A 21613-nucleotide genomic window follows, 5' to 3' on the forward strand; every position below is an offset into this window, starting at 1 on the left:
AATTTGGAGGCTTTGTTCCGATTTCGACAAAAGTGTCGCAGGAAAATTATTCCATGTCTGCGCGGGAATAGTTTTGCGCGGCCGCTTATATGACACTTTTTCGATAGAGCAGAGCGCGTTTTTATTAGTCTGTGGAGATTTCGATGGAAGATGATGATATTGACCTCTCGGCCCTGGATGACGGGGAACTCGTCGAACAGATGCATGATGATCTGTATGACGGGCTGGCGGATGAGATTTGCGAAGGGGTGAACATCCTTCTGGAACGCGGCTGGGAACCCTACAGGGTCCTGACGGAGGCTCTGGTTGAAGGGATGCGCATTGTCGGCATCGATTTCCGGGACGGTATCCTGTTCGTGCCGGAAGTTCTTCTGGCCGCCAATTCGATGAAGGCAGGCATGGCGATCCTGAAACCGCTGCTCGCCGAAACCGGCGCTCCGAAGGCCGGGAAGATGGTCATCGGCACCGTCAAGGGCGATATCCACGACATCGGCAAGAACCTTGTCATCATGATGATGGAAGGCGCGGGCTTCGAGGTGGTGGATCTCGGCATCAATAATCCGGTCGAAAAATATCTTGAGGCGCTGGAGGAACATAAACCCGACATCATCGGCATGTCGGCGCTGCTGACGACCACCATGCCCTATATGAAGGTCGTCATCGACACGATGAAGGAAAAGGGCATCCGCGACGATTATATTGTCATGGTCGGCGGCGCGCCGCTGAATGAGGAGTTTGCCGAAAGCGTCGGGGCCGATGCCTATGGTCGGGATGCGGCCATGACTGTGGAAATTGCCCAGAAAATGGTCGCCGAACGCCGCGCGGCCTGACGTCATGACCGGAGGAGCGTGATATGACAGCTGCGCCGGGGAAAACGCTTTTAATCGCCTGCGGCGCGCTGGCAGAGGAATGTTTCGCCGTGATCCGGGCGAATGGCTGGGATCATATGGAGGTAACCTGCCTGCCGGCCAAGCTGCATAACCGGCCCGCGCTGATCCCGGAGGCGATGCGGAAAAAGATTCATGAAAATCGCGACCGGTTCGATCAAATTCTCGCGCTCTATGGCGATTGCGGGACGGGCGGCGGGCTCGACAAGGTACTGGAGGAGGAAGGCGTTGAGCGGATTGCGGGCGCTCATTGCTATGAATTCTATACCGGTGCGACGGCGTTTGCGGCAATTGCCGATGCGGAACCCGCCACCTTCTATCTCACCGATTTTCTCGCCCGGCATTTCGACCGGTTGATCATCGAGGGGCTCGGCATTGACAAGCATCCGGAGCTGCTGCCGCTTTATTTCGGCAATTATGAAAAGCTGCTCTACCTGTCCCAGATCGAAAATGCGGAACTGCAGGATAAGGCGCGAGCCGCGGCGGAGCGACTCTTCCTTGACTATGAATACAGGTTTACGGGGCTTTCCGGCCTGGGGGACTTCCTGAACCAGAAGGCGGGGTAAGGCGATGGCGCAACTTTCCATTCTGTATTGGCGCGATATTCCGTCCCAGGTCGTAGTCAAGCAGGGGCGACAGAACGCCAAGATCCTGCTTTCCGACCGGTTTCAGGAGGCGATTGATATGGCCGCCATGCGCGACAAGTCCCATGACAGCGATGCCTATCTCGAGGGTTGGCGCAAGGGCGACCCCGAAAGCGTTGAGGGTGATCTTCAGGCCGCGGCGGAAGCATGCGCAAACTCGCTGGAGACGACGTATGATGACGCCGCGCTCCGGGCGCTGGTTGTCTCCGGCGGCCGGAAGGAGGGTTGATGCCGAAATCCGCTTATCAACCCGCAAGCCGCAGTCCCGTTACCCGCTCACGCGCCTTTTACTCGGTGCGGCTTTGGTCCGTGCGCCATTCACGCGGACTGGAACGGATCTACAAGCTTCTTGCGGGCGTTTTCCTGAAACTGCATCCGTTCTGGAAATTCGTTGGGTATAAGCGGGCTGAAAAACCGGTTGTCCTTGTCGAGAAGGTGGTGAAAAAATTTCTGTTTGATTGTCGGATGTGCGGGCAATGCGTGCTCAGCGATACCGGCATGTCCTGCCCGATGAACTGCCCAAAATCCTTGCGTAACGGTCCGTGCGGTGGGGTGAGAGCAAACGGCAACTGTGAAGTGGAACCGGATATGCCTTGCGTCTGGGTTCAGGCCTGGAAGGGCAGCCGTCACATGCACGACGGCGACAACATCCTGCATGTCCTGCCACCGGTCGATCATTCTTTCTCCGGCTCGTCGGCACTGGTTGCGGGCAACCGCCCAATCGGCAGAGGCGGCGGGAGCTGAAAAGACGGAAACAGCTTGATATGATCCCGAATGCCCCTGTAGATATAAGTGCGCCACTGCCACCGCAGCCCGGGCATACCTCTCGCGGGCGGCTGGAGCGAGTGTTGCGTGCCGGGGAGTTTGCCGTAACAGCGGAACTTAACCCGCCGGACAGTGCCGATCCCACGGAAGTCTTCGATCGCGGCGCGGTTTTCGATGGCTGGGTGGATGGCATCAATGCGACGGACGGATCGGGCGCCAACTGTCATATGTCCTCGGTCGGAATCTGCGCACTTCTGACCCGTGTCGGCTATTCCCCGATCATGCAGATTTCCTGCCGCGATCATAACCGCATCGCCATTCAGGGAAATGTCCTCGGCGCGGCGGCAATGGGGGTGAATAACATTCTGTGTCTTACCGGGGACGGGGTGCAGGCGGGGGATCAACCGGGGGCAAAGCCGGTCTTTGATCTTGATTGCATGTCTCTCCTCAGGACAATCCGCCTGATGCGTGATGAGGGACGGTTCCTCTCTGGGCGCAAGATTACTTCCCCGCCGCAGGTGTTTCTGGGCGCGGCGATTAATCCGTTCGCGCCACCCTACGACTTCCGGCCCTTGCGCCTTGCGAAAAAGATCGAGGCCGGCGCGCAGTTCGTGCAGTCGCAATATTGCTTCGATATCCCGATGCTGGAACGATATATGGAGCAGGTGCGCGATTTAGGTCTCGATGAGAAATGCTACATTCTGATCGGGGTCGGACCGCTCGCTTCCGCCCGGGCCGCAAAATGGATACGTAGCAATGTGCCGGGCATCCATATTCCGGATTCAATTATCGACCGGCTGGAAGGCGCGGCAGATCAAAAGCTGGAAGGCAAGAAAATCTGTATCGAGATGCTCCAGCAGGTGCGGGAGATGACGGGGGTCTCTGGCGCACATGTCATGGCCTATCGGCAGGAAGAACTGGTCGCGGAAATTGTCCATGAATCCGGTATATTGAAGGGCCGTCGGCCTTGGACGCGCGAAAGTAATCCGGATTTCGAGGCAGTCACCGAGGCCTTTGAAACCGCCAAGGATCAGTTTGAACATCCCATTGATCCAGAGGAGGCGGTCGCTGCCGCTTTTGAGGAACACTAAGTCGTTCCTGAACAAGAGAATTAGCGGTTCTGCCGTTTAATGAATGTGAGTGACAATTGGCGAAAGCCCCGTTTATTGAAGGTGTAGCAGGATGACGGATACCCTTATTTCCTCGGCAACCAAGGAAGTTATCATCGGGTTTGATCGACCTTTCGTGATTATCGGGGAGCGCATCAACCCGACCGGGCGCAAGCTCCTGGCCGAGGAAATGAAGAATGGCGACTATAGTCGTGTGGAATCGGACGCATTGGCGCAGGTCGCCGCCGGAGCTCAGATGCTTGATGTCAACGCGGGTATCCCGCTCGCCGATGAGCCACGTATCCTGGCGGAGGCCATCCAGTTGGTGCAGAGCCTCACCGATGTGCCGCTCTCCATCGACAGTTCCATCGTTGCCGCACTTGAAGCAGGGCTTGCCGTTTATCAAGGCAAGCCGCTCGTGAACTCCGTAACGGGCGAAGAAGATCGGCTGGAGACGGTCCTGCCATTGGTCAAGAAGTATGGCGCGGCGGTTGTTGCCATCTCCAATGATGAAACCGGCATTTCGGAAGATCCGGATGTCCGCTTTGCCGTTGCCAAGAAAATTGTCGAGCGGGCGCAGGATTACGGCATTCCGGCTTCCGATGTGGTGGTTGATCCCCTGGTGATGCCGGTGGGGGCCCTCAACGATGCGGGACGGCAGGTGATGTCGCTGGTCCGTCGCCTGCGCGAGGAGCTGAAAGTCAACACGACCTGCGGCGCGTCCAACTTCAGTTTTGGCCTGCCCAACCGTCATGGCATGAACGCGGCGTTCCTTTCCATGGCGATCGGTGCAGGCATGACCTCAGCCATTACTAATCCGCTGCATGAGCCGGAAATGGCGGCCATCAAAGGCGCTAATGTGGTCATGGGGCATGATCCGAACTGCGTGAAATGGATCAAGACATTCCGTGAACCCGCCGCCGAAGGCAGCGAGGAGGCCCGTCGTGCCAGCCGTCGACGGAGACGCAATGCCTGATCGGTCGCTGGGAAAAGAGGAAACCCATCTGATCGCTTTCATGCCGTCGGGCAAGCGAGGGCGCTTTCCCCATGGAACGCCGGTGTTGGAGGCTGCGCGTCTTCTAGGGGTAGATATCGACAGTGTGTGCGGTGGACGCGGGATTTGCGGCCGTTGTCAGGTAGATTTGACCGTAGGCCGCTTTTCCAAGCATGGGGTGACCAGCCGGGAAGATTCGCTCTCTCCTTTCAACGAGGTTGAAGAAAATTACAAGGGGCGCCGCAAGCTGAAGGAGGGGCGTCGCCTCAGTTGTCAGGCGCAGCTTCTGGGTGACGCAGTCATCGATGTGCCTGCCACCAGTCAGGTACATAAGCAGGTTGTTGTCAAACAGGTGGATGATCGCAAGATCGAGATGGACCCGGCGATCCGGCTGCATTTTGTGCAGGTGCTGGAACCGGATATGCATAATCCCACCGGCGATTTTGAGAGGCTTTGCGCTGCATTGAAGCAGCAATGGGATCTTGATGATCTGGAATGTGATATCCGGACCTTGCAGACCCTGCAAAAGACATTGCGGGCGGGGAACTGGAACGTTACGGTTGCCGTGCATCGCGGCACGCGGATCACAAAAATCTGGCCCGGTTTCAACAGTCATGCTTATGGTATCGCCGTCGATGTTGGCTCCACCACCATCGCCATGCATCTCTGTGATCTCTCCACCGGGGCAGTGATTGCCTCGGCAGGAATGATGAACCCGCAGATCCGTTATGGCGAAGACCTGATGAGCCGGGTCTCGTATGTAATGATGAACCCGGGCGGGGAACTCCTGCTGACGGAAGCGGTGCGCGGCGGCATCAATGACCTGATCGCGGAGGTGACAAACGAGGCGAAGGTTGATCCGGACGATATCCTGAACGCGGTTTTTGTCGGCAACCCGATCATGCACCATCTGCTGCTCGGGATTGATCCGACAGAACTCGGCGGTGCGCCTTTTGCGCTGGCCACCAATTCGGGCATGATCGTCTGGGCGAGCGAGGTCGGCATGATTTCCAACCCCGATTGTCGTGCCTATTTCCTGCCCTGTATCGCGGGACATGTAGGGGCTGATACGGCGGCGGTCATTCTGTCGGAGGCTCCGTATTTGCAGGAGCAGATGACCCTTATTATTGATGTCGGTACCAATGCGGAGATTGTGTTGGGCAATAACGAGCGATTGCTGGCCGCCTCATCGCCAACCGGTCCGGCGTTTGAGGGCGCGCAGATTTCCTGTGGCCAGCGGGCGGCGGCAGGCGCAATTGAACGCGTTCGCATCGATCCTGAAACATTGGAGCCGCGCTTCAAGGTGATAGGTTCCGATCTCTGGTCGAATGAGCCGGGGTTTGAGGAAGCGACGAAGAAAATCGGGATTACCGGCATTTGCGGTTCCGGCATCATTGAGGTGATGGCGGAGATGTATCTCGCGGGCATTTTAAGCAGCGATGGCGTGATTGACGGATCCATGTCAGCGAAAAGCCCGCGTGTGGTCGCTGATGGTCGGACTTTTTCCTATGTCATCCGCGACGGTGAGAGCGAGATCAAAATATACCAGACGGACGTTCGAGCGATCCAGCTGGCGAAGGCGGCTCTCTATGCAGGGGCGAAGCTGCTGATGGACCGTCTTGATCTGGAGAAGGTGGACCGCATCCAACTCACCGGCGCGTTCGGCAGCCATATCGACACTAAATATGCCATGGTGCTCGGCATGATTCCCGATTGCGATTTGAGCGAAGTTCAGGCCGTCGGCAATGCGGCGGGTGTTGGTGCGCGCATCGCACTTCTAAACAATGCGGCGCGGGATGAGATTGAGGAACTGGTGAAAACGGTTGAGAAAATCGAAACCGCCGTCGAGCCAAAATTCCAGCAGTATTTCGTGGAAGCCATGGCCATACCCCATAAAACAGCGTCCTATCCGGAGCTATCGAAGGCTGTCAAAATGCCTGCACCCAAAGTTCTCTCCGATACGTCATCGGAAGGAGGACGCCGCCGTCGACGTCGGAACCGGGTAGACGCTGATTAATGGCGGACGCGCCGCTCATCACTCGGGGTGCGGCCAAAATGTTCGCGGTGGCATTTTGAGAAATGCGAGGCTGAGACAAAGCCACAGGCAAGCGCCACCTCGATAATCGGCAGACTGGTCTGTGTCAGGAGATAGCGCGCCCGGTCGAGCCGTAGACCGAGATAGTAGCGGGTCGGCGAATAATCGAGATATTTCTGGAACAGTCTTTCAAGCTGCCGGGTGGAGAGGCCGACATTGGTGGCTAGATCACTGCAACTCAACGGTTCTTCCAGATTGTCTTCCATGCAAGCAATGGCGGCCAGCAGTTTGGGGTGGGAGATGCCGAGGCGAGCCCGCAGCTCCATCCGTTGGCGCTCCGTTCCCTCTCGGATACGGTGATAGATCAACTGATCAGCGACACCGAGGGCCAGTTCCTGGCTGATTTGATCTCGCGATCAGGCTCAGCATCATATCGAGGGAGGCCGTGCCGCCGGCGCAAGTGTAGCGGTTTCGGTCAATCTCAAAGAGTTCAGAGGTGATATCGAGTTCGGGAAAATCCTCTATAAAGCCCGACAAATTCTCCCAATGGATGGTGCAGCGATAGCCTTTTAACAGTCCGGCTTTCGCCAGCACATGCGGCCCTGTACATATGGCGCCGAGGCTAGAGCCGTGGGATGAGAGCCGCCGCAAGGTCGAAATGATTTGCGGTTCCGTGTGCTTCTGGATATTGACCCCGCCGCAGGTGAATACGGTGGGTAGCGCGGGCATATCAGAGATGCTTCCCTGCACGGAAAATTCAATTCCGGCGGAGCTGACGGCCGGCTTGCCATCGATGGAAAAGCATTCCCAGCTGTAGATGGTTTCGTTGCTGAGGCGATTGGCCAGCCGAAGCGGTTCAACGGCTGAGATGAATGCAAGCGATGAAAATTCGGGCAGCAAACAAAAACCAATTCTATGCTTTGCGCCCGTGGCCTCCGTTTCACTGTCCAAATTCGTGACTTCCAGCAAATTTATTCCATCAGGATCTAAACGCTAATTCAGATTCGATAAAAGACAAACAATTTTTGATATGTTCCGCCAAAAAGGCGACGTATCCGCCGCCTTTTGCGTGAATTAAAAGAGACCTCAGAAGAGACCGATGATGTCGCCCGCTTCATTCACATCGATGGAGTTGGCGGCTGGAACACGCGGCAGGCCCGGCATTGTCATGATACCGCCGCAGACGGCCACCACAAATTCCGCGCCGCTGGAGATGCGCACTTCCCGAATAGGCACAACATGATTGATGGGTGCGCCTTTGAGGTTCGGGTCGGTGGAGAAGCTATATTGGGTTTTGGCAATACAGACCGGGTAATGGCCGAAACCTGCGTCCTGCAGTTCTTGAAACTGGTCGCGGACTTTCTTCTCTGCGGTGATGTCTTCTGCGCCATAGAGCGACTGGGCAACGGTTCTGACTTTATCCCAAAGCGGCAGTGCGTCTTTATAGAGCGGGGCATAGTTACTGCTGTTCTGCTCGATCTTGGCGACGACGGCTTTCGCTAAATCTTCTGCGCCTGCGCCGCCATTCCCCCAATGATCCGATTCAATCGCGTCCACCCCTAAGTTGACGCAGATGTGTCGGACCTCGTTCACTTCGGCTTCCGTATCGGCAGAGAATTTATTGATGGCGACGATCACAGGCAGGCCGAATTTTTTGAGGTTTTCGATATGCCGCGAAAGGTTCTCCGCGCCGTCGGTGACGGCTTTGACATTTTCCTTTCCAAGGTCCTCTTTCGCAACACCGCCATGCATTTTAAGCGCGCGAATGGTCGCAACAAGTACTGCGATTTCCGGGTTTAGTCCTGCCTTACGACATTTAATGTCCAAGAACTTCTCGGCACCTAAATCTGCACCAAACCCAGCTTCCGTCACGACATAATCGGCGAGTTTGAGCGCTGTCTTTGTGGCGAGTACAGAATTGCAGCCATGGGCGATATTGGCGAACGGACCGCCATGGATAAAGGCGGGGTTGTTCTCCAGTGTCTGGACGAGATTGGGCTGGAACGCGTCTTTCAGGAGGACGGTCATCGCGCCATGGGCATCGAGGTCTTTTGCGAATACCGGATTTTTCTCTCGGGTATAGCCCACGATGATATTGCCAAGACGACGTTTTAGATCCTCAAGGTCAGTGGCGAGGCAGAAAATTGCCATCACTTCCGAGGCGACAGTGATATCGAAATGATCTTCGCGCGGGAACCCATCGGCGATACCGCCAAGACTGTTGACGATATTACGAAGCGCCCGGTCGTTCATGTCGACAACCCGCCGCCAGATAATGCGCCGCTCATCCAGGCCAAGTTTGTTGCCCCAATAAATATGATTATCGACCATCGCCGCGAGCAGATTGTTGGCGACGCCAATCGCATGAAAATCGCCGGTGAAATGAAGATTGATATCCGTCATCGGTACAACTTGCGCATAACCGCCACCCGCCGCGCCGCCCTTCATCCCGAAGCAGGGGCCAAGGGAAGGCTCGCGCAGGCAGATGATTGTCTTCTTGCCGATACGGTTGAGGCCGTCGCCCAGCCCGACAGTAGTAGTTGTCTTGCCTTCACCGGCCGGGGTCGGGGTCATGGCCGTGACGAGGATTAATTTCCCATCCGGTTTGTCTTTTAAGGAGTTGATGTAATCCAGAGAGAGCTTTGCTTTGTAATGGCCATAGGGTTCCAGATTATCCGCATCGATCCCGAGGCTGTCTTTCGCCACCTCGGCAATACGCTTCATGGAGGCGGCCTGTGCAATGTCAATATCGCTTTTGGGATTCGCATGTTGGTCCGTCATTGTACTTTATTCTCCCCCTGAAAAGCCGTCATTTCTTGATTTTCCAACCATTTCCGCCAGAGTGGCGGGACTGCTGGTCTGTGGCTATTCATAATGCGACACTTATTCTTCAGCAAGCGGAACGGAACCCGGTAACGCGGATGTCGCTAATTTTCTAGTAAATGACCATTTGCGACTGATGGCGCTTTCGTTAAAATGGCACTGTCCCGGAAACGTGGCTGAGTAAGGAAATTTCATGGTCAAATATTCGATCTTCACGATCGCGCGGAACGCGCTTACCGGCCATCAGAACTGGCCCAAGCAGTGGCGCAGCCCGGAGCCCAAACCGGAATACGATGTGATCATCATCGGCGGGGGCGGTCATGGTCTGGCGACTGCCTATTACCTCGCGAAAGAGCATGGGGTGAGGAATATTGCTGTGCTGGAAAAAGGCTGGCTTGGGGGTGGCAATACAGCGCGCAATACGACCATTGTCCGGTCCAACTATCTCTGGGATGAAAGCGCGGCGATCTATGAGAAATCCTTGCAGCTCTGGGAAGGGCTGTCGCAGGACATCAACTACAATGTGATGCTGAGCCAGCGGGGCGTCCTCAATCTCGCCCACAGCCTTGGCGATGTGCGTGAAGGGGTGCGCCGGGTGAATGCCAACCGCCTCAACGGTGTGGATGCAGAATGGCTGGATGCGGAGGGGGTCAAGAACTTCTGCCCGATCATCAATATCTCCAAATCCGCGCGTCATCCGGTCCTCGGCGCGACCTTGCAGCGGCGGGGCGGCGTTGCCCGCCATGACAGTGTCGCTTGGGGATTTGCGCGTGCGGCCGATGCGCTCGGTGTTGATATTATCCAGAACTGTGAAGTGACGGGCATCAAGCGGGAAGGCGGCAAGGTCACCGGCGTCGAGACGACGCGTGGGGATATTGCGGCAAAGAAAATCGGTGTGGTCGCGGCGGGCCACAGCTCCGTCATTGCGGAGATGGCGGGCATTCGCCTGCCGGTCACCAGCCATCCCTTGCAGGCGCTCGTCTCCGAACCGATTAAGCCGGTCATCGACTGCGTGGTCATGTCGGGCGCGGTGCATGTCTATGTCAGCCAGTCAGACAAGGGCGAGCTTGTTATGGGGGCGGGCATAGACAGCTATAATTCCTATGCCCAGCGTGGCAGCTTTCATGTGATCGAGCATCAGCTTGGTGCCTGTCTTGAACTCTTCCCAATTTTCAGCCGGGTACGCATGATGCGGACTTGGGGCGGCATCGTCGATACCTGCCCCGATGCGTCGCCGATTTTGTCGCGCACGCCGGTTGACGGGCTCAATTTTAACTGCGGTTGGGGGACTGGCGGGTTCAAGGCAACGCCGGGCTCGGGCTGGTGCTTCGCCCATACACTCGCAAAAGAAGAGCCGCATCCGCTCAACGCGCCCTTCAGCCTCTCGCGGTTCGAGAGTGGCGCGCTCATCGATGAACATGGCGCCGCTGGCGTCGCGCATTAGGAGGGCAGAGAGATGCTTAATATCGACTGCCCCTGGTGTGGCAAACGACACGAAACGGAATTCCACTACGGCGGAGAGGCGCATATCGCCCGTCCAGAGGATCCCGCCAAACTTGACGATGCCAAATGGGCAGAGTTTCTTTTCATGCGGACCAATACGAAAGGCTACTTCGCCGAACGATGGCTGCACAGCCATGGCTGTCGCCGCTGGTTCAACGTGATCCGCAATACGGTTACTCATGAGATAGTCGGTTCCTACAAAATGGGCGAAAAACCACCCAAACTGCCGAAATCAGCCGGGGATGCAAAATGACGCAAGCCTTTCGCACCACCTCAGGCGGACGCATCGACCGCAAGAAGGCAATTAATTTTACCTTCAACGGCCAAAGCTATCTCGGCTATGAGGGCGACACACTTGCCTCGGCCCTGCTGGCGAACGGCGTGCATCTTCTAGGGCGCAGTTTCAAATATCATCGCCCACGCGGAATTGTTGCCGCCGGGGCGGAAGAGCCGAACTCCATGGTCCAACTCGGGCAGGGGGCGACGACCGAGCCGAATATCCGCGCGACGCAAATCTCCCTCTATGAGGGGCTGACGGCCTCCAGCGTCAATGTCTGGCCGAATGTCGAGTTTGATATCAGCGCGATCAACGGCCTGTTTGCGAAGATCATGACGGCGGGTTTTTACAACAAAACGTTCATGTGGCCGCGTTCCATGTGGATGAAACTCTATGAGCCAGTTATCCGCCGGGCGGCTGGCTGGGGAAAGGTGCCGACGCAAACGGACCCGGATATCTATGATCATATGCATCTTCATGTGGAGGTGATGGTGGTTGGTGGCGGTCCGGCGGGCCTGATGGCGGCGCTGGCGGCGGGGCGTGCGGGGGCTCGGGTCCTGCTGGTCGATGAGCAGAGCGAATTCGGCGGCAGTCTCCTCTCAAAAAAACGGCAAATCGGTGCCAAGGATGAGGCCGGCTGGATCGCCGATATGGTGGCGGAACTGGAAGCCATGCCCGATGTGACGCTGTTTTCGCGTTCGACCGCCTTCGGCTATTACGATCATAACTATCTCTGTGTGCTGGAACAGAAGGCGGATCATCTGCCTGCTGCAGAACGCAAGGGCAAGGTAAGACAGCGGGTCTGGCATATTCGCGCGGGACAGGTCGTTCTCGCGACCGGTGCCCATGAACGCCCGCTCGTCTTCGCCGATAACGACAGGCCGGGAATCATGCTGGCGGGGTCTGTGCAGACATACGTTAATCGCTATGGCGTCCTGCCGGGCAAGAAGATGGTTTTGTTCACCAATAATGATACGGCTTATGAGGCGGCGATTGATTTACAGGCGGCGGGCGGCGATGTGGTCGCGATCATTGACTGTCGGCATGAGGTGAGCGGGGAGCTTGTCGATGCGGCCCGCGCGCTTGATATCGAGATACTGGCGGGCTACGCAATCACCGGCACATCCGGCGGCAAGCGCGTCGAGAGTGTAGAAGTCCGGGCCATCCAGAAAGGCGCGAAGGTCTATACTTCCGCCGCGCGGCAGATCGACTGCGATCTCGTCGCTATGTCCGGTGGATGGAGCCCGGTCGTCCATCTTTTCAGTCAGTCACAGGGCCAGCTTGAATATGATGAGGAAAAAGTCTGCTTCCTGCCCGGAAAGCCCCGGCAGGCGCAACAGGTGGCAGGCGCACTCGCCGGTCAGTTTACTCTGAAGGAATGTCTGGCGGGCGGATATAAGGTGGGGGCGGATGCGGCGCGGGCAACCGGTTTCACCCCGAAGCGCAAGCCCGCAGCCCCAGAAATCGATGAACCTGCAGGTGGCAGCATTGAGCCGTACTGGATCGTCCCAAGCTCACGCCCGATTGGGGAAGGGATGGCGAAACATTTCGTCGATTTGCAAAATGACACCACAGCGGCGGATATCGAGCTAGCGGTGCGCGAAGGCTTCGAGTCCGTTGAGCATATCAAACGCTATACCTTGACGGGATTCGGGACGGATCAGGGAAAAACATCGAATATCAACGCACTGGCCATTCTTTCCGGCATCCTCGATAAACCAATCCCCAAGGTCGGAACGACGACTTTCCGTCCGCCCTATACGCCGGTCTCCTATGGCGCGCTGGCCGGGCGCAACCTCGGCGACTGGTCCGATCCGGTCCGCGTAACCAGTATTCACGACTGGCATGTGGAGAATGGGGCCCTGTTCGAAAATGTCGGGCAATGGAAACGCCCATGGTATTATCCCAAAACGGGCGAGACAATGCAGAAGGCACTCAATCGCGAATGCCTGGCGGTGAGAAATTCCGTCGGTGTGCTCGATGCCTCGACCCTCGGCAAGATCGATATTCGCGGGCCCGATGCGGCGGAATTCCTGAACCGTATCTATACGAATGCCTGGCTCAAACTTGGCGTCGGGCGGGTGCGCTACGGGCTTATGTGCCATGAGGACGGCATGGTCTTTGATGACGGCACCACGGCGCGGCTGGCCGAAGATCGTTTTCTGATGACGACAACCACGGGCGGCGCGGCGGGCGTTCTTGACTGGCTGGAGGAATATCTGCAGACCGAATGGCCAGACTTGAAGGTCTATTGTACCTCCGTCACCGAGCAATGGGCGACCGTTTCCATCGCCGGACCGAAGGCAGGCGCAGTGCTTAAAAAGCTCGCGCCGGAAATGGACTTGTCTCACGAGAACTTCCCGTTCCTTTCGTTCAAGGCAGGAGTGGTCGCCGGGATCAATGCCCGCGTCTTTCGCATCAGCTTTACGGGTGAACTTACATATGAGATCAACGTGCCCTGGACCTGCGGCCTTGCGCTGTGGAAAGCCGTGATGGCGGCGGGCGCGGAATTTGATATCACCCCTTACGGCACGGAAAGCATGCATATCCTGCGGGCCGAAAAAGGTTTCATCATTGTCGGGCAGGAAACCGACGGTACCACCACGCCACAAGATCTTGGCATGGACTGGATTGTCTCCAAGAAAAAGCCCGACTTTATTGGCAAGCGTTCCTTCACGCGGACTGATACTGCCCGCCCGGACCGCAAACAGTTGGTCGGGCTCCTGACCGAAACTCCAGACGACGTATTACCCGAAGGAGCTCAGCTTGTTTTTGATCCGAATGTGCCGAAGCCTATTCCGATGGCGGGGCATGTGACGTCGAGTTATTACAGCGCGGCGCTTGGCCGGTCGATCGCACTCGCACTCGTCAAGGGCGGGCATGGGCGCAAAGGACAGAAGATTTTTGCCCCGCTGGAAGGTAAGACCGTGACGGCAGAAATCGTCGATCCGGTACTCTATGACAAGGAAGGGGAGCGATTGAATGGCTGAGACACCCTGGATCACCCCCGCCGCCGCTATTGCGGAAAGTTTCCCTGATGGTCTCAAGGAACTTGGCCCACGCGTGCAGGTCAATTTGCGCGGTGACGTTACTGATTCGACCTTTGTTAATGCAGTGAAAACCGCAACCGGTCTTGACCTTCCGGATGCGCCGAACAAGGTGGCGGCAGGTAAGGAGTGCAAGGCCCTCTGGCTTTCGCCCGATGAGTGGCTGCTAGTGGGAGAGGGGGAGGCAGCGTCCCTCGTTCAATCACTTGAAGAGGCGCTTTCAGGGCAACATGTCGCGATCAATGATGTAAGCGCCAATCGCACGATTTTTGAGATCTCCGGCCCGTATTGTCACCAGGTGCTGATGAAAAGCTCTGAGGTGGATTTTCACCCTCGTGCCTTTGCTCCTGGCAACTGCGTCCAGACCTTGATTGCAAAATCGCAGGCCATTGTCGAGCAGGTGGGAAGGGAAACGTTTCACATTTATGTTCGCAATTCCTTCAGCAGATATGCCGGTGCCTGGCTGGCCGAAGCCTTGGTGGAATATAGCGAAACGTCTTAAAGTTTTTGGAGTTTGTTGATTTACCCGAAATTTCGTTGGAATAAATGTGGAGTTGTGCCGTTGCTGCTGCTATGAAGAGGCAGTTAGAATTCCCAGATGATCCGTGAGGCCATGTCCAAAACCATTGTTATGACAGCCCCCATTACCGGCGAACTTGCCGATTTGGCGGACTTTACCTGTTCGCTGGCGACAACAGCCGCATCCGTCACCCGTTCCTATTTTCGTAAACCCATCGATGTTATCCAGAAACTGGATAGCTCTCCGGTTACCATTGCCGATCGGGAATGTGAGGCTCGGCTCCGGGATATGATCACAGAACGTTTCCCGGGGCACGGCATTCTCGGCGAAGAACATGGCTTTGAAGGATCTGAACTTACTGATATCTGGGTGATTGATCCCATCGATGGCACCAAGAGTTTTATATCCGGCCTGCCGCTTTACGGCACGCTCATCGCTTTTTCGCGGGATAAAGATGTGCGCATTGGCGCGATCTCCATGCCGGAACTCGATGAATTCTGGATTGGCATCGCGAACGAAGGCAGCTATTTCAATGGTACCCGCTGTCATACAAGTGATTGCCGCAAACTTGAAGACGCCATTCTGATGACTACTGCGCTTGAATATTTTTCCCCCGAAAATCGGGAGAAATTTGCAGCCTTGCGTGAAAAATCCCGTATTCGCCGTTATGGCGGAGATTGCTATATCTACGCGATGGTCGCCTCCGGCTGGGCCGACCTTGCTGTAGAGACGGGATTGCAAACCTATGACTATATGGCGCTCATCCCGGTGATAGAGGAAGCGGGCGGTGTCATCACGGATTGGTCCGGCAAACGGCCCGATTTCAATTCGGACGGGACAATTGTTGCCGCGGCAACAAAGGAACTTCATCAACAGGCGCTTGAGATTTTGGGCCGTTAAGGTAGGCTGGCGAAAGGCGTATTTTCAAAGGGGAATTTATGGAAGCGCGTTTCGTTAAAACAGTCACCGATGCCCGCAGTATTATCGAAGATCGTGATCTTGATTTCGTCAAGGTCGGCGTTTTCGACATTGATGGCGTATTGCGCGGCAAATATCTCAGCAAAGACAAGTTTTTCAGCATTCTGGAAACCGGTTTCGGGTTCTGCGACGTGGTGCTCGGCTGGGACGTCAATGACCAACTTTATGATACCGAAAGCTATACTGGCTGGTCGAATGGCTATGCAGACGCCAAGGTTGTTCCGATTATTGATAGCTGTCGTGAACTGCCGCTTGAAGATAACATGCTGTTTTTCCAGCTTGAATTTGGGGATCGTGCGGGGCATGTCTGCCCCCGCCAGACTTTGAAGCGTGTTCTCAAGCGAGCCGAAGATATGGGCATCAAGGCAACCGCGGCCTGTGAATTTGAGTTTTTTCTCTTTAAAGAGACGCCAGAATCGGTGCGCGAGAAAAACTATTACAATCTCGACACTTTTACACCGGGTAATTTCGGCTATTCGTTCCTTCGTGCGTCTGTCGAGCATAATTTCTACGAGCAGCTCCTTGCTCTCTGCGAAGAGATGGATATGCCCATCGAAGGACTGCATACAGAAACAGGGCCCGGCGTGCTGGAAGCGGCTCTTGTCTATGATGAGGCCATGAAGGCGGCTGACAAAGGGGCGCTATTTAAAACGTTCACTAAGATTCTTGCGCAGAAAAATGATCTGATGGCGACCTTCATGGCGAAATGGTCGCCTGATTATCCGGGCCAAAGCGGTCATATCCATCTGTCGCTTCAGGGCAAGGACGGGGAGGGGCTCTTCTTCGACGAAGGTAAAGAGAATAATTTCAGCGATGCCATGCGCTATTTCATTGGTGGACAGCAAAAGCTGATGCCGGAATTTCTCGCGATGATCGCACCGACGATCAACAGTTATACCCGGATGATCCCCGGCTTTTGGGCACCGACGGAGGCAAGCTGGGGCATTGAGAACCGGACCACTGCCCTTCGGGCAATCCCGGGGTCGGATAAATCGCAGCGTGTCGAATATCGGATCGCGGCGGCGGATATCAATCCGCATATTGCGATTGCGGCGGCTCTTGGCTCCGGCCTCTGGGGGATCGAGAACAAGATCGAGCCAACAACGGCAGTTGTCGGCAATGCCTATGATCAGGAATTTCCGGAAGAACTTACACTTCCCAAAACCCTGTGGGAAGCGACGCAGTTACTCAAGAAATCGACGGCGGCACGGGATCTCTTCGGGGATGCCTTTGTCGATCATTATGCCGTCACCCGCGAGTGGGAAGAGCGGGAATTCCGCAAAGCCATTACCGATTGGGAAATGCAGCGTTACTTCGAGATTATCTAACCGGTTTTAAAGGCAGGCTCAAAAGGGGGAGTTCGCGCGCGTCCTCCACCTCTGACCGGCACCAGCCGACCTGCTTTGCGCCCATCCTTCTGTAGAAACCGACCGCGTTGGGGTCGGCCTCAATTCTGAGGTGGCTATAACCAAGACGGGAAGCCTTTTGCGCTGCCTCCTTCATCAGAGCACGTCCAAAGCCTCTTCCCATATGCAACGGCGAGACATAGAGGAGCTGGAGTTCCGCCTCCTCTTTCTCAAACGACGCGAGATAGAACCCGGCGATTTGGCCTTTTCGGTCAATTACGCCGCTTTCCCACTGGGCTATCATACGGGGTGTGATTGTAAGAACGGCTTCGCATTCACGCATGAAATCTTCGGAATATCCCCAGAATGCTTTGGCCGTCAGGGCTACCTCGGTCATAGCCGGGCAATCCTTTTCGGTGGCGGGTCTGATTTTCGGCGGTGACAACATATTGAAAATATTCCTATCATGAGAAAACCAGTGCCAATTTAACTTCCTTTAGCCGGGGTTCCGCAAGTTGCTTTTTACCATTGATCGAAGCCTGCAAAAACCTGTCCAGAATCAGCTGCGTGAGCAGATCATCGCGGCGTTGATGAACGGGCAGTTGATCGCCGGTGAAAAAATGCCCTCCAGCCGCAAGCTTGCGAAGGATCTCAAAATTTCTCGCACCACGGTAATGATCGTTTATGACAAGTTGGTGGAGGGGAATTTTCTTGTCGCACTGCCTCGCTCAGGCTATCGCGTGAGTGATATCGCGCTAAATATTGAGAATGCGCCGCAAGAGGAAGTAGGTACCGACAACTCTGGCGGGACAGTTGATTGGGAGAGGTTGCTGGAAAGCCGCCTCGGTCGTCAGCGCAATATCGTCAAGCCTGCAAACTGGCAGGATTATCCCTATCCCTTCGTCTATGGGCAGCCTGATGCCAGCCTGTTTCCGCTGCCGGCCTGGCGGGAATGTTCCCGGCAAGCGATGAGCCGCCTCGCCATGCGCGACTGGGCCAACGACGCCGTGATGGCGGATGACCCGGAACTGATTACTGAAATTCGCTCCAAACTACTTCCCAAACGCGGCATTTATGCGGACGAGTCGGAAATTCTGATCACGCTTGGCGCACAAAATGCGCTTTATCTTATCGCTGCCGTACTGATGCAGGAAGGAATGACCGTCGGCATTGAGGATCCAGGATATCCGGATGCGCGCAATATCTTTGATCGGCGTGGTGCATCCCTGATTCCGCTTGGCGTGGATGAAAATGGGGTTGTGATTGATGGAAATGTGGCGAAGTCGGAAATTCTCTATGTCACGCCGAGCCATCAGTATCCGACAACGGTGACTCTATCGCCAGAGCGGCGCAAGGCACTCCTGGCATCAGCGGCGGAAAACAACTCGCTTATCATCGAGGATGATTTCGAAAGCGATACCAATTATATGGGCGCCGCTGTTGCCGCGCTCAAATCGGAGGATCGGGACGGGCGGGTGATTTACGTTGGCAGTCTGTCAAAATCCATGTTTCCGGGGTTGAGGCTTGGATTTATTGTCGCACCGGAACGATTGATCCGGGAGTTGCGGATCCTGCGGCGGTTAATGCTCCGTCACGCGCCGAGCAATAATCAGCGCACGACTGCTCTTTTCATCGCGCAAGGATATCACCTTTCCTATATCCATAAGCTGCATAAAGCTTATGGGGAGCGGTGGCACCGCATGGCGGCGGCACTGACAGAGCATATGCCGGGCATGACGACTGCGCCGCGGTTCGGTGGAACAAGTTTCTGGATTAAGGGGCCTGAAGAACTTGATTCAGAGGGATTGGCGACGAGCGCGCTTGATAAAGGCATAGTTCTGGAACCGGGTGCAGTCCATTTTATGGACGAGGCAGTGGGACAGCGCTATTTCAGGCTCGGCTTTTCCTCCATTGCGCTTGGCCGGATAGAAGAGGGAATTAAGCGGCTGGCGGCTCTTCTTTAGCGTTCGATTTTAAATCTGGTATATATGAATCGGTGAAATTGGTACTATCGTTGCCAAGAAGAATGACTTAGCTATTTTCTATCAGCAGATTTAATCATTCTGGAAAAATGGGGAATGCCATGGGATACAATACAATTGAAGTCCAGCCGCTAACATCTTGTATTGGAGCAGAAATCGCAGGCGTCGATTTGTCCAAATTTCTCTCGGACGAGCAGTTCCAAGACGTCCATGATGCGCTTGTCGACAATCATGTGGTTTTCTTCCGCAATCAGGAAATTACACCCGAGGGTCAGCTTGAATTTGCAAAACGGTTCGGAACCCCCGAAGTACATCCCATTGTTGAGGGCTCTAACGCCCATCCCGAGTTGATTGAGGTTTTGAAACCGGCAGGTGAGGGTGCTTCCTTCGGGACGGGTTGGCATACGGACAATACATTCTTTGAAAAACCAACCATGGTAACGATGCTGTATGGTATTGATATCCCACCGGTTGGCGGCGATACGCTCTGGGCCAGCATGGAGGCAGCTTATGATGCTCTTTCAGATGGCATGAAAGAATTGCTCGACGGGCTGGTTGCTGTGCATTCGGCAAGCGTTGCGTTCGATCCACGCCACACCCGCGAGAAATATGAAGGCAAACATAGCCTTAAATACACATACTCTGACGCTGTGGAAATGGAAGTCGAACATCCGCTGATCCGCACTCATGAGGTTTCCGGGCGCAAGGGAATTTTCGTCAATCCCATGTTTACCCTCCGGATCAAGGGCATGACGGATGCCGAAAGTGCCCCGCTGCTGAAGTATCTCTATGATTTCTCAACCAAGCCTGAATTTGTTTGCCGCTTCCGCTGGCAGCCTAAATCAGTCGCCATGTGGGATAATCGTTGCACACAGCATTATGCTATGAATGATTATGTGCAGTATCGGCGGTTTATGCGCCGTGTCACCATCGGCGGCGATACGCGCCCCGTATAAGAAAAGGGCTTGGCTATGGCGCGTAAAACCGCTCGATTTCTAGTGCTTGATGGCTATCCTATGGAGCATCGTGGGCCTCTCGCGGAGAATGGCGGGACGCTTGCGGGCGATCTTTATGCGCAGATGCTGAAAGAATGCGAGCCCGGATGTGAAGTGGATATTATTTTCCCGGCGGATGCAGAATGCAGGCTACCCACCGGGGCGGGCCTTGAGGCGTATCACGGGATCTGTTGGACAGGATCAAGCCTGACAATCCATGATGAGGCCGATCCGCGTGTGACCCGCCAGATCGACTTTGCAAAAGCTGCCTATGAGGCGAAAACACCGATGTTCGGAAGTTGCTGGGCCGCGCAAATGGCGGTGACGGCGGCGGGCGGTAAATGTGCAAAGAATCCGAAGGGCCGGGAATTCGGTCTTGCTCGCAAAATCAGCCTGAATGACGCGGGCCGCGCTCACCCGATGTATGAGGGGAAAAAGGCTGTCTTCGATGGTTTCACCAGTCATGAAGATGAAGTCGCGGAGCTTCCCGAAGGGGCTGTTCTGCTTGCCGGTAATGATTTTTCCCATGTGCAGGCAGTGGATGTAACTCATAAGGGCGGTAGTTTCTGGGCCGTGCAATATCATCCTGAGTATGATTTTAACGAAGTAGCGAGCCTTTGTCGCTGGCGCCGTGAAGCGCTTACCAAGCAGGGAAACTTTGCCTCACTTGATGATGCGGACCAGTTTATCGATAAAATGCAGGCGCTGCATGAATCACCAGGTACAAGTTATCTTCGCTGGCAATTAGGGGTGGATGACGATGTGTTGGAGACCCGTGTTAAGCAGCAAGAGGTGCGCAACTGGCTTACGGTGAAAATTCATACCCGGCTCAATGACTAGGGATGCGGCATCCCCAGAAGTCAGGCGATCATGATCCGGTCGCGGCCAATTTTATCAATTATACTCTGCGGGGGCAGCTGATCGGTCAGGAGAAGGTCAATGGCGTCAAAATCGCACACTTTGACCACTCCTGGTCGATTAAATTTCGTATGATCGGCAACCACGATTATGCTGGCGGCTTGAGGCAGAATCGCCCGCTTGAACTCGGCCTCCCCAAGGTCGCAATCCAGAAATCCCTGATCGGCACTGACCGCAGCAATCGAGAGGATGGCTCGTTCCGTCGCGAATTGTTTCGCAAAATTGACGGCGGTCGGGCCATAGGTCGCGCTGTCATCCGCTCGGATTTCGCCGCCCGCCATGAAAACCTTATTGCTGTTGCGGGCACAGAGGTCGCGCGCAACCTCAGTCGAATTGGTCACTACCGTAAGGTCCCGGCGCGAACTCAAAGCTTTCGCGACGTAGCAGGAAGTGCTGCCATTGTCGATCAGCAGGGTCTCCCCGTCTACAATGAGGGAGGCAGCAAGCTCCGCAATTTTTTGTTTGATCGTCCGCTGTGTTTCAAGGCGTCGCAGGAACGGAGCTTCCAGTGCGGTATTGGGCAGCATCACCCCGCCGTGAATTTTTTCAACCGCGCCAAACTTCGCCATTTCTTTAATGTCACGGCGAATCGTTTCGTCAGAGACGTCCAGTCGCTTCGCCAGATCTACAATTCCGCAAGATCTTTCGACCTGCAGCATATTCATGATGGCAAATTGCCGTTTATTTTGTTTCATATTTCCCCGCTGACAGCCGACATGAGACGGCATTTTTTTAGAATACGTAGCATGTTTTGGGAAAAAATGAAACATCGTGTGGGAATCCACATTTT

20 protein-coding genes and 1 pseudogene are annotated in these 21613 nt (G+C 55.4%); 16 read left to right on the forward strand and 5 right to left on the reverse strand.

Annotated elements, in window-relative coordinates; genetic code table 11:
* Positions 1-143 precede the first annotated feature (143 nt).
* The 7 genes and pseudogenes from AC0L73_RS17895 to AC0L73_RS17925 all read left to right on the forward strand — a co-directional run bounded on the left by AC0L73_RS17895 (position 144) and on the right by AC0L73_RS17925 (position 6416).
* Positions 144-830, forward strand: coding sequence for a corrinoid protein (locus tag AC0L73_RS17895; RefSeq protein WP_161316454.1), 687 nt, complete (start codon positions 144-146; stop codon positions 828-830).
* Between the two features lie 23 nt (positions 831-853).
* Positions 854-1453: a DUF1638 domain-containing protein gene (locus tag AC0L73_RS17900; RefSeq protein ID WP_473654463.1), complete on the forward strand. Its 600-nt coding sequence runs from the start codon at positions 854-856 to the stop codon at positions 1451-1453.
* Positions 1454-1457: 4 nt separating this feature from the next.
* Positions 1458-1760 carry a virulence factor gene (locus AC0L73_RS17905; RefSeq protein ID WP_227951794.1) on the forward strand — a complete coding sequence of 101 codons (303 nt, stop codon included), beginning with the start codon at positions 1458-1460 and terminating at the stop codon, positions 1758-1760.
* Positions 1760-2294, forward strand: a pseudogene (locus AC0L73_RS17910) (methylenetetrahydrofolate reductase C-terminal domain-containing protein). Before AC0L73_RS17905 ends, AC0L73_RS17910 begins: the two are co-directional and overlap by 1 nt.
* 1 nt (position 2295) lies before the next feature.
* Complete coding sequence (locus AC0L73_RS17915) at positions 2296-3387, forward strand: methylenetetrahydrofolate reductase (protein ID WP_473654464.1); 1092 nt, start codon at positions 2296-2298, stop codon at positions 3385-3387.
* A 91-nt stretch (positions 3388-3478) separates the two neighbouring features.
* Positions 3479-4381, forward strand: coding sequence for a methyltetrahydrofolate cobalamin methyltransferase (locus AC0L73_RS17920; protein WP_473654465.1), 903 nt, complete (start codon positions 3479-3481; stop codon positions 4379-4381).
* On the forward strand, positions 4374-6416 hold the full coding sequence (locus AC0L73_RS17925) for an ASKHA domain-containing protein (RefSeq protein ID WP_227951798.1): 2043 nt from the start codon (positions 4374-4376) through the stop codon (positions 6414-6416). Before AC0L73_RS17920 ends, AC0L73_RS17925 begins: the two co-directional genes overlap by 8 nt.
* Here the strand turns inward: AC0L73_RS17925 and AC0L73_RS17930 are convergent.
* The 3 genes from AC0L73_RS17930 to AC0L73_RS17940 form a co-directional block, all read right to left on the reverse strand.
* Positions 6413-6760, reverse strand: coding sequence for a helix-turn-helix domain-containing protein (locus AC0L73_RS17930; protein WP_473654466.1), 348 nt, complete (start codon positions 6758-6760; stop codon positions 6413-6415). The genes AC0L73_RS17925 and AC0L73_RS17930 overlap by 4 nt on opposite strands.
* A gap of 46 nt (positions 6761-6806) precedes the next feature.
* Complete coding sequence (locus tag AC0L73_RS17935) at positions 6807-7385, reverse strand: AraC family transcriptional regulator (RefSeq protein WP_473654467.1); 579 nt, start codon at positions 7383-7385, stop codon at positions 6807-6809.
* A 135-nt stretch (positions 7386-7520) separates the two neighbouring features.
* A complete protein-coding gene (locus AC0L73_RS17940; RefSeq protein WP_473654468.1) occupies positions 7521-9215 on the reverse strand; it encodes a formate--tetrahydrofolate ligase in 1695 nt (564 codons plus the stop codon).
* A 235-nt stretch (positions 9216-9450) separates the two neighbouring features.
* On the opposite strand from AC0L73_RS17940, the gene AC0L73_RS17945 reads away from it, so the two are divergent.
* The 6 genes from AC0L73_RS17945 to AC0L73_RS17970 all read left to right on the forward strand — a co-directional run bounded on the left by AC0L73_RS17945 (position 9451) and on the right by AC0L73_RS17970 (position 16910).
* A complete protein-coding gene (locus AC0L73_RS17945) occupies positions 9451-10701 on the forward strand; it encodes a sarcosine oxidase subunit beta family protein (RefSeq protein ID WP_473654469.1) in 1251 nt (416 codons plus the stop codon).
* A gap of 12 nt (positions 10702-10713) precedes the next feature.
* Complete coding sequence (locus AC0L73_RS17950; RefSeq protein ID WP_473654470.1) at positions 10714-11013, forward strand: sarcosine oxidase subunit delta; 300 nt, start codon at positions 10714-10716, stop codon at positions 11011-11013.
* On the forward strand, positions 11010-14027 hold the full coding sequence (locus AC0L73_RS17955) for a sarcosine oxidase subunit alpha (RefSeq protein ID WP_473654471.1): 3018 nt from the start codon (positions 11010-11012) through the stop codon (positions 14025-14027). Before AC0L73_RS17950 ends, AC0L73_RS17955 begins: the two co-directional genes overlap by 4 nt.
* Positions 14020-14586 (forward strand): sarcosine oxidase subunit gamma, encoded by a 567-nt coding sequence (locus AC0L73_RS17960; protein ID WP_473654472.1) that lies wholly within the window; start codon positions 14020-14022, stop codon positions 14584-14586. The genes AC0L73_RS17955 and AC0L73_RS17960 overlap by 8 nt, the downstream gene beginning before the upstream one ends.
* 96 nt (positions 14587-14682) lie before the next feature.
* Complete coding sequence (gene hisN, locus AC0L73_RS17965; RefSeq protein ID WP_227951805.1) at positions 14683-15504, forward strand: histidinol-phosphatase; 822 nt, start codon at positions 14683-14685, stop codon at positions 15502-15504.
* A 38-nt stretch (positions 15505-15542) separates the two neighbouring features.
* Positions 15543-16910: a glutamine synthetase family protein gene (locus AC0L73_RS17970; protein ID WP_227951806.1), complete on the forward strand. Its 1368-nt coding sequence runs from the start codon at positions 15543-15545 to the stop codon at positions 16908-16910.
* Here the strand turns inward: AC0L73_RS17970 and AC0L73_RS17975 are convergent.
* Positions 16903-17325, reverse strand: a complete 423-nt coding sequence (locus AC0L73_RS17975; protein WP_227951807.1) for a GNAT family N-acetyltransferase — start codon at positions 17323-17325, stop codon at positions 16903-16905. The genes AC0L73_RS17970 and AC0L73_RS17975 overlap by 8 nt on opposite strands.
* Positions 17326-17443: 118 nt before the next feature.
* Between AC0L73_RS17975 and pdxR the strand changes: the two genes are divergently transcribed.
* The 3 genes from pdxR (at position 17444) to AC0L73_RS17990 (ending at position 20745) form a co-directional block, all read left to right on the forward strand.
* Positions 17444-18892 (forward strand): MocR-like pyridoxine biosynthesis transcription factor PdxR, encoded by a 1449-nt coding sequence (gene pdxR, locus AC0L73_RS17980; protein ID WP_473654473.1) that lies wholly within the window; start codon positions 17444-17446, stop codon positions 18890-18892.
* 119 nt (positions 18893-19011) lie between these two features.
* Entirely contained in the window at positions 19012-19866 is an 855-nt protein-coding gene (locus AC0L73_RS17985) for a TauD/TfdA dioxygenase family protein (protein WP_473654474.1), read from the forward strand.
* A 15-nt stretch (positions 19867-19881) separates the two neighbouring features.
* Positions 19882-20745 carry a type 1 glutamine amidotransferase gene (locus tag AC0L73_RS17990; protein ID WP_473654475.1) on the forward strand — a complete coding sequence of 288 codons (864 nt, stop codon included), beginning with the start codon at positions 19882-19884 and terminating at the stop codon, positions 20743-20745.
* Positions 20746-20765: 20 nt separating this feature from the next.
* Here AC0L73_RS17990 and AC0L73_RS17995 read toward each other — a convergent pair whose 3' ends face one another.
* On the reverse strand, positions 20766-21518 hold the full coding sequence (locus tag AC0L73_RS17995) for a DeoR/GlpR family DNA-binding transcription regulator (RefSeq protein ID WP_473654476.1): 753 nt from the start codon (positions 21516-21518) through the stop codon (positions 20766-20768).
* Positions 21519-21613: the final 95 nt, after the last annotated feature.

Source organism: Sneathiella sp. D3-11 (assembly GCF_055809395.1).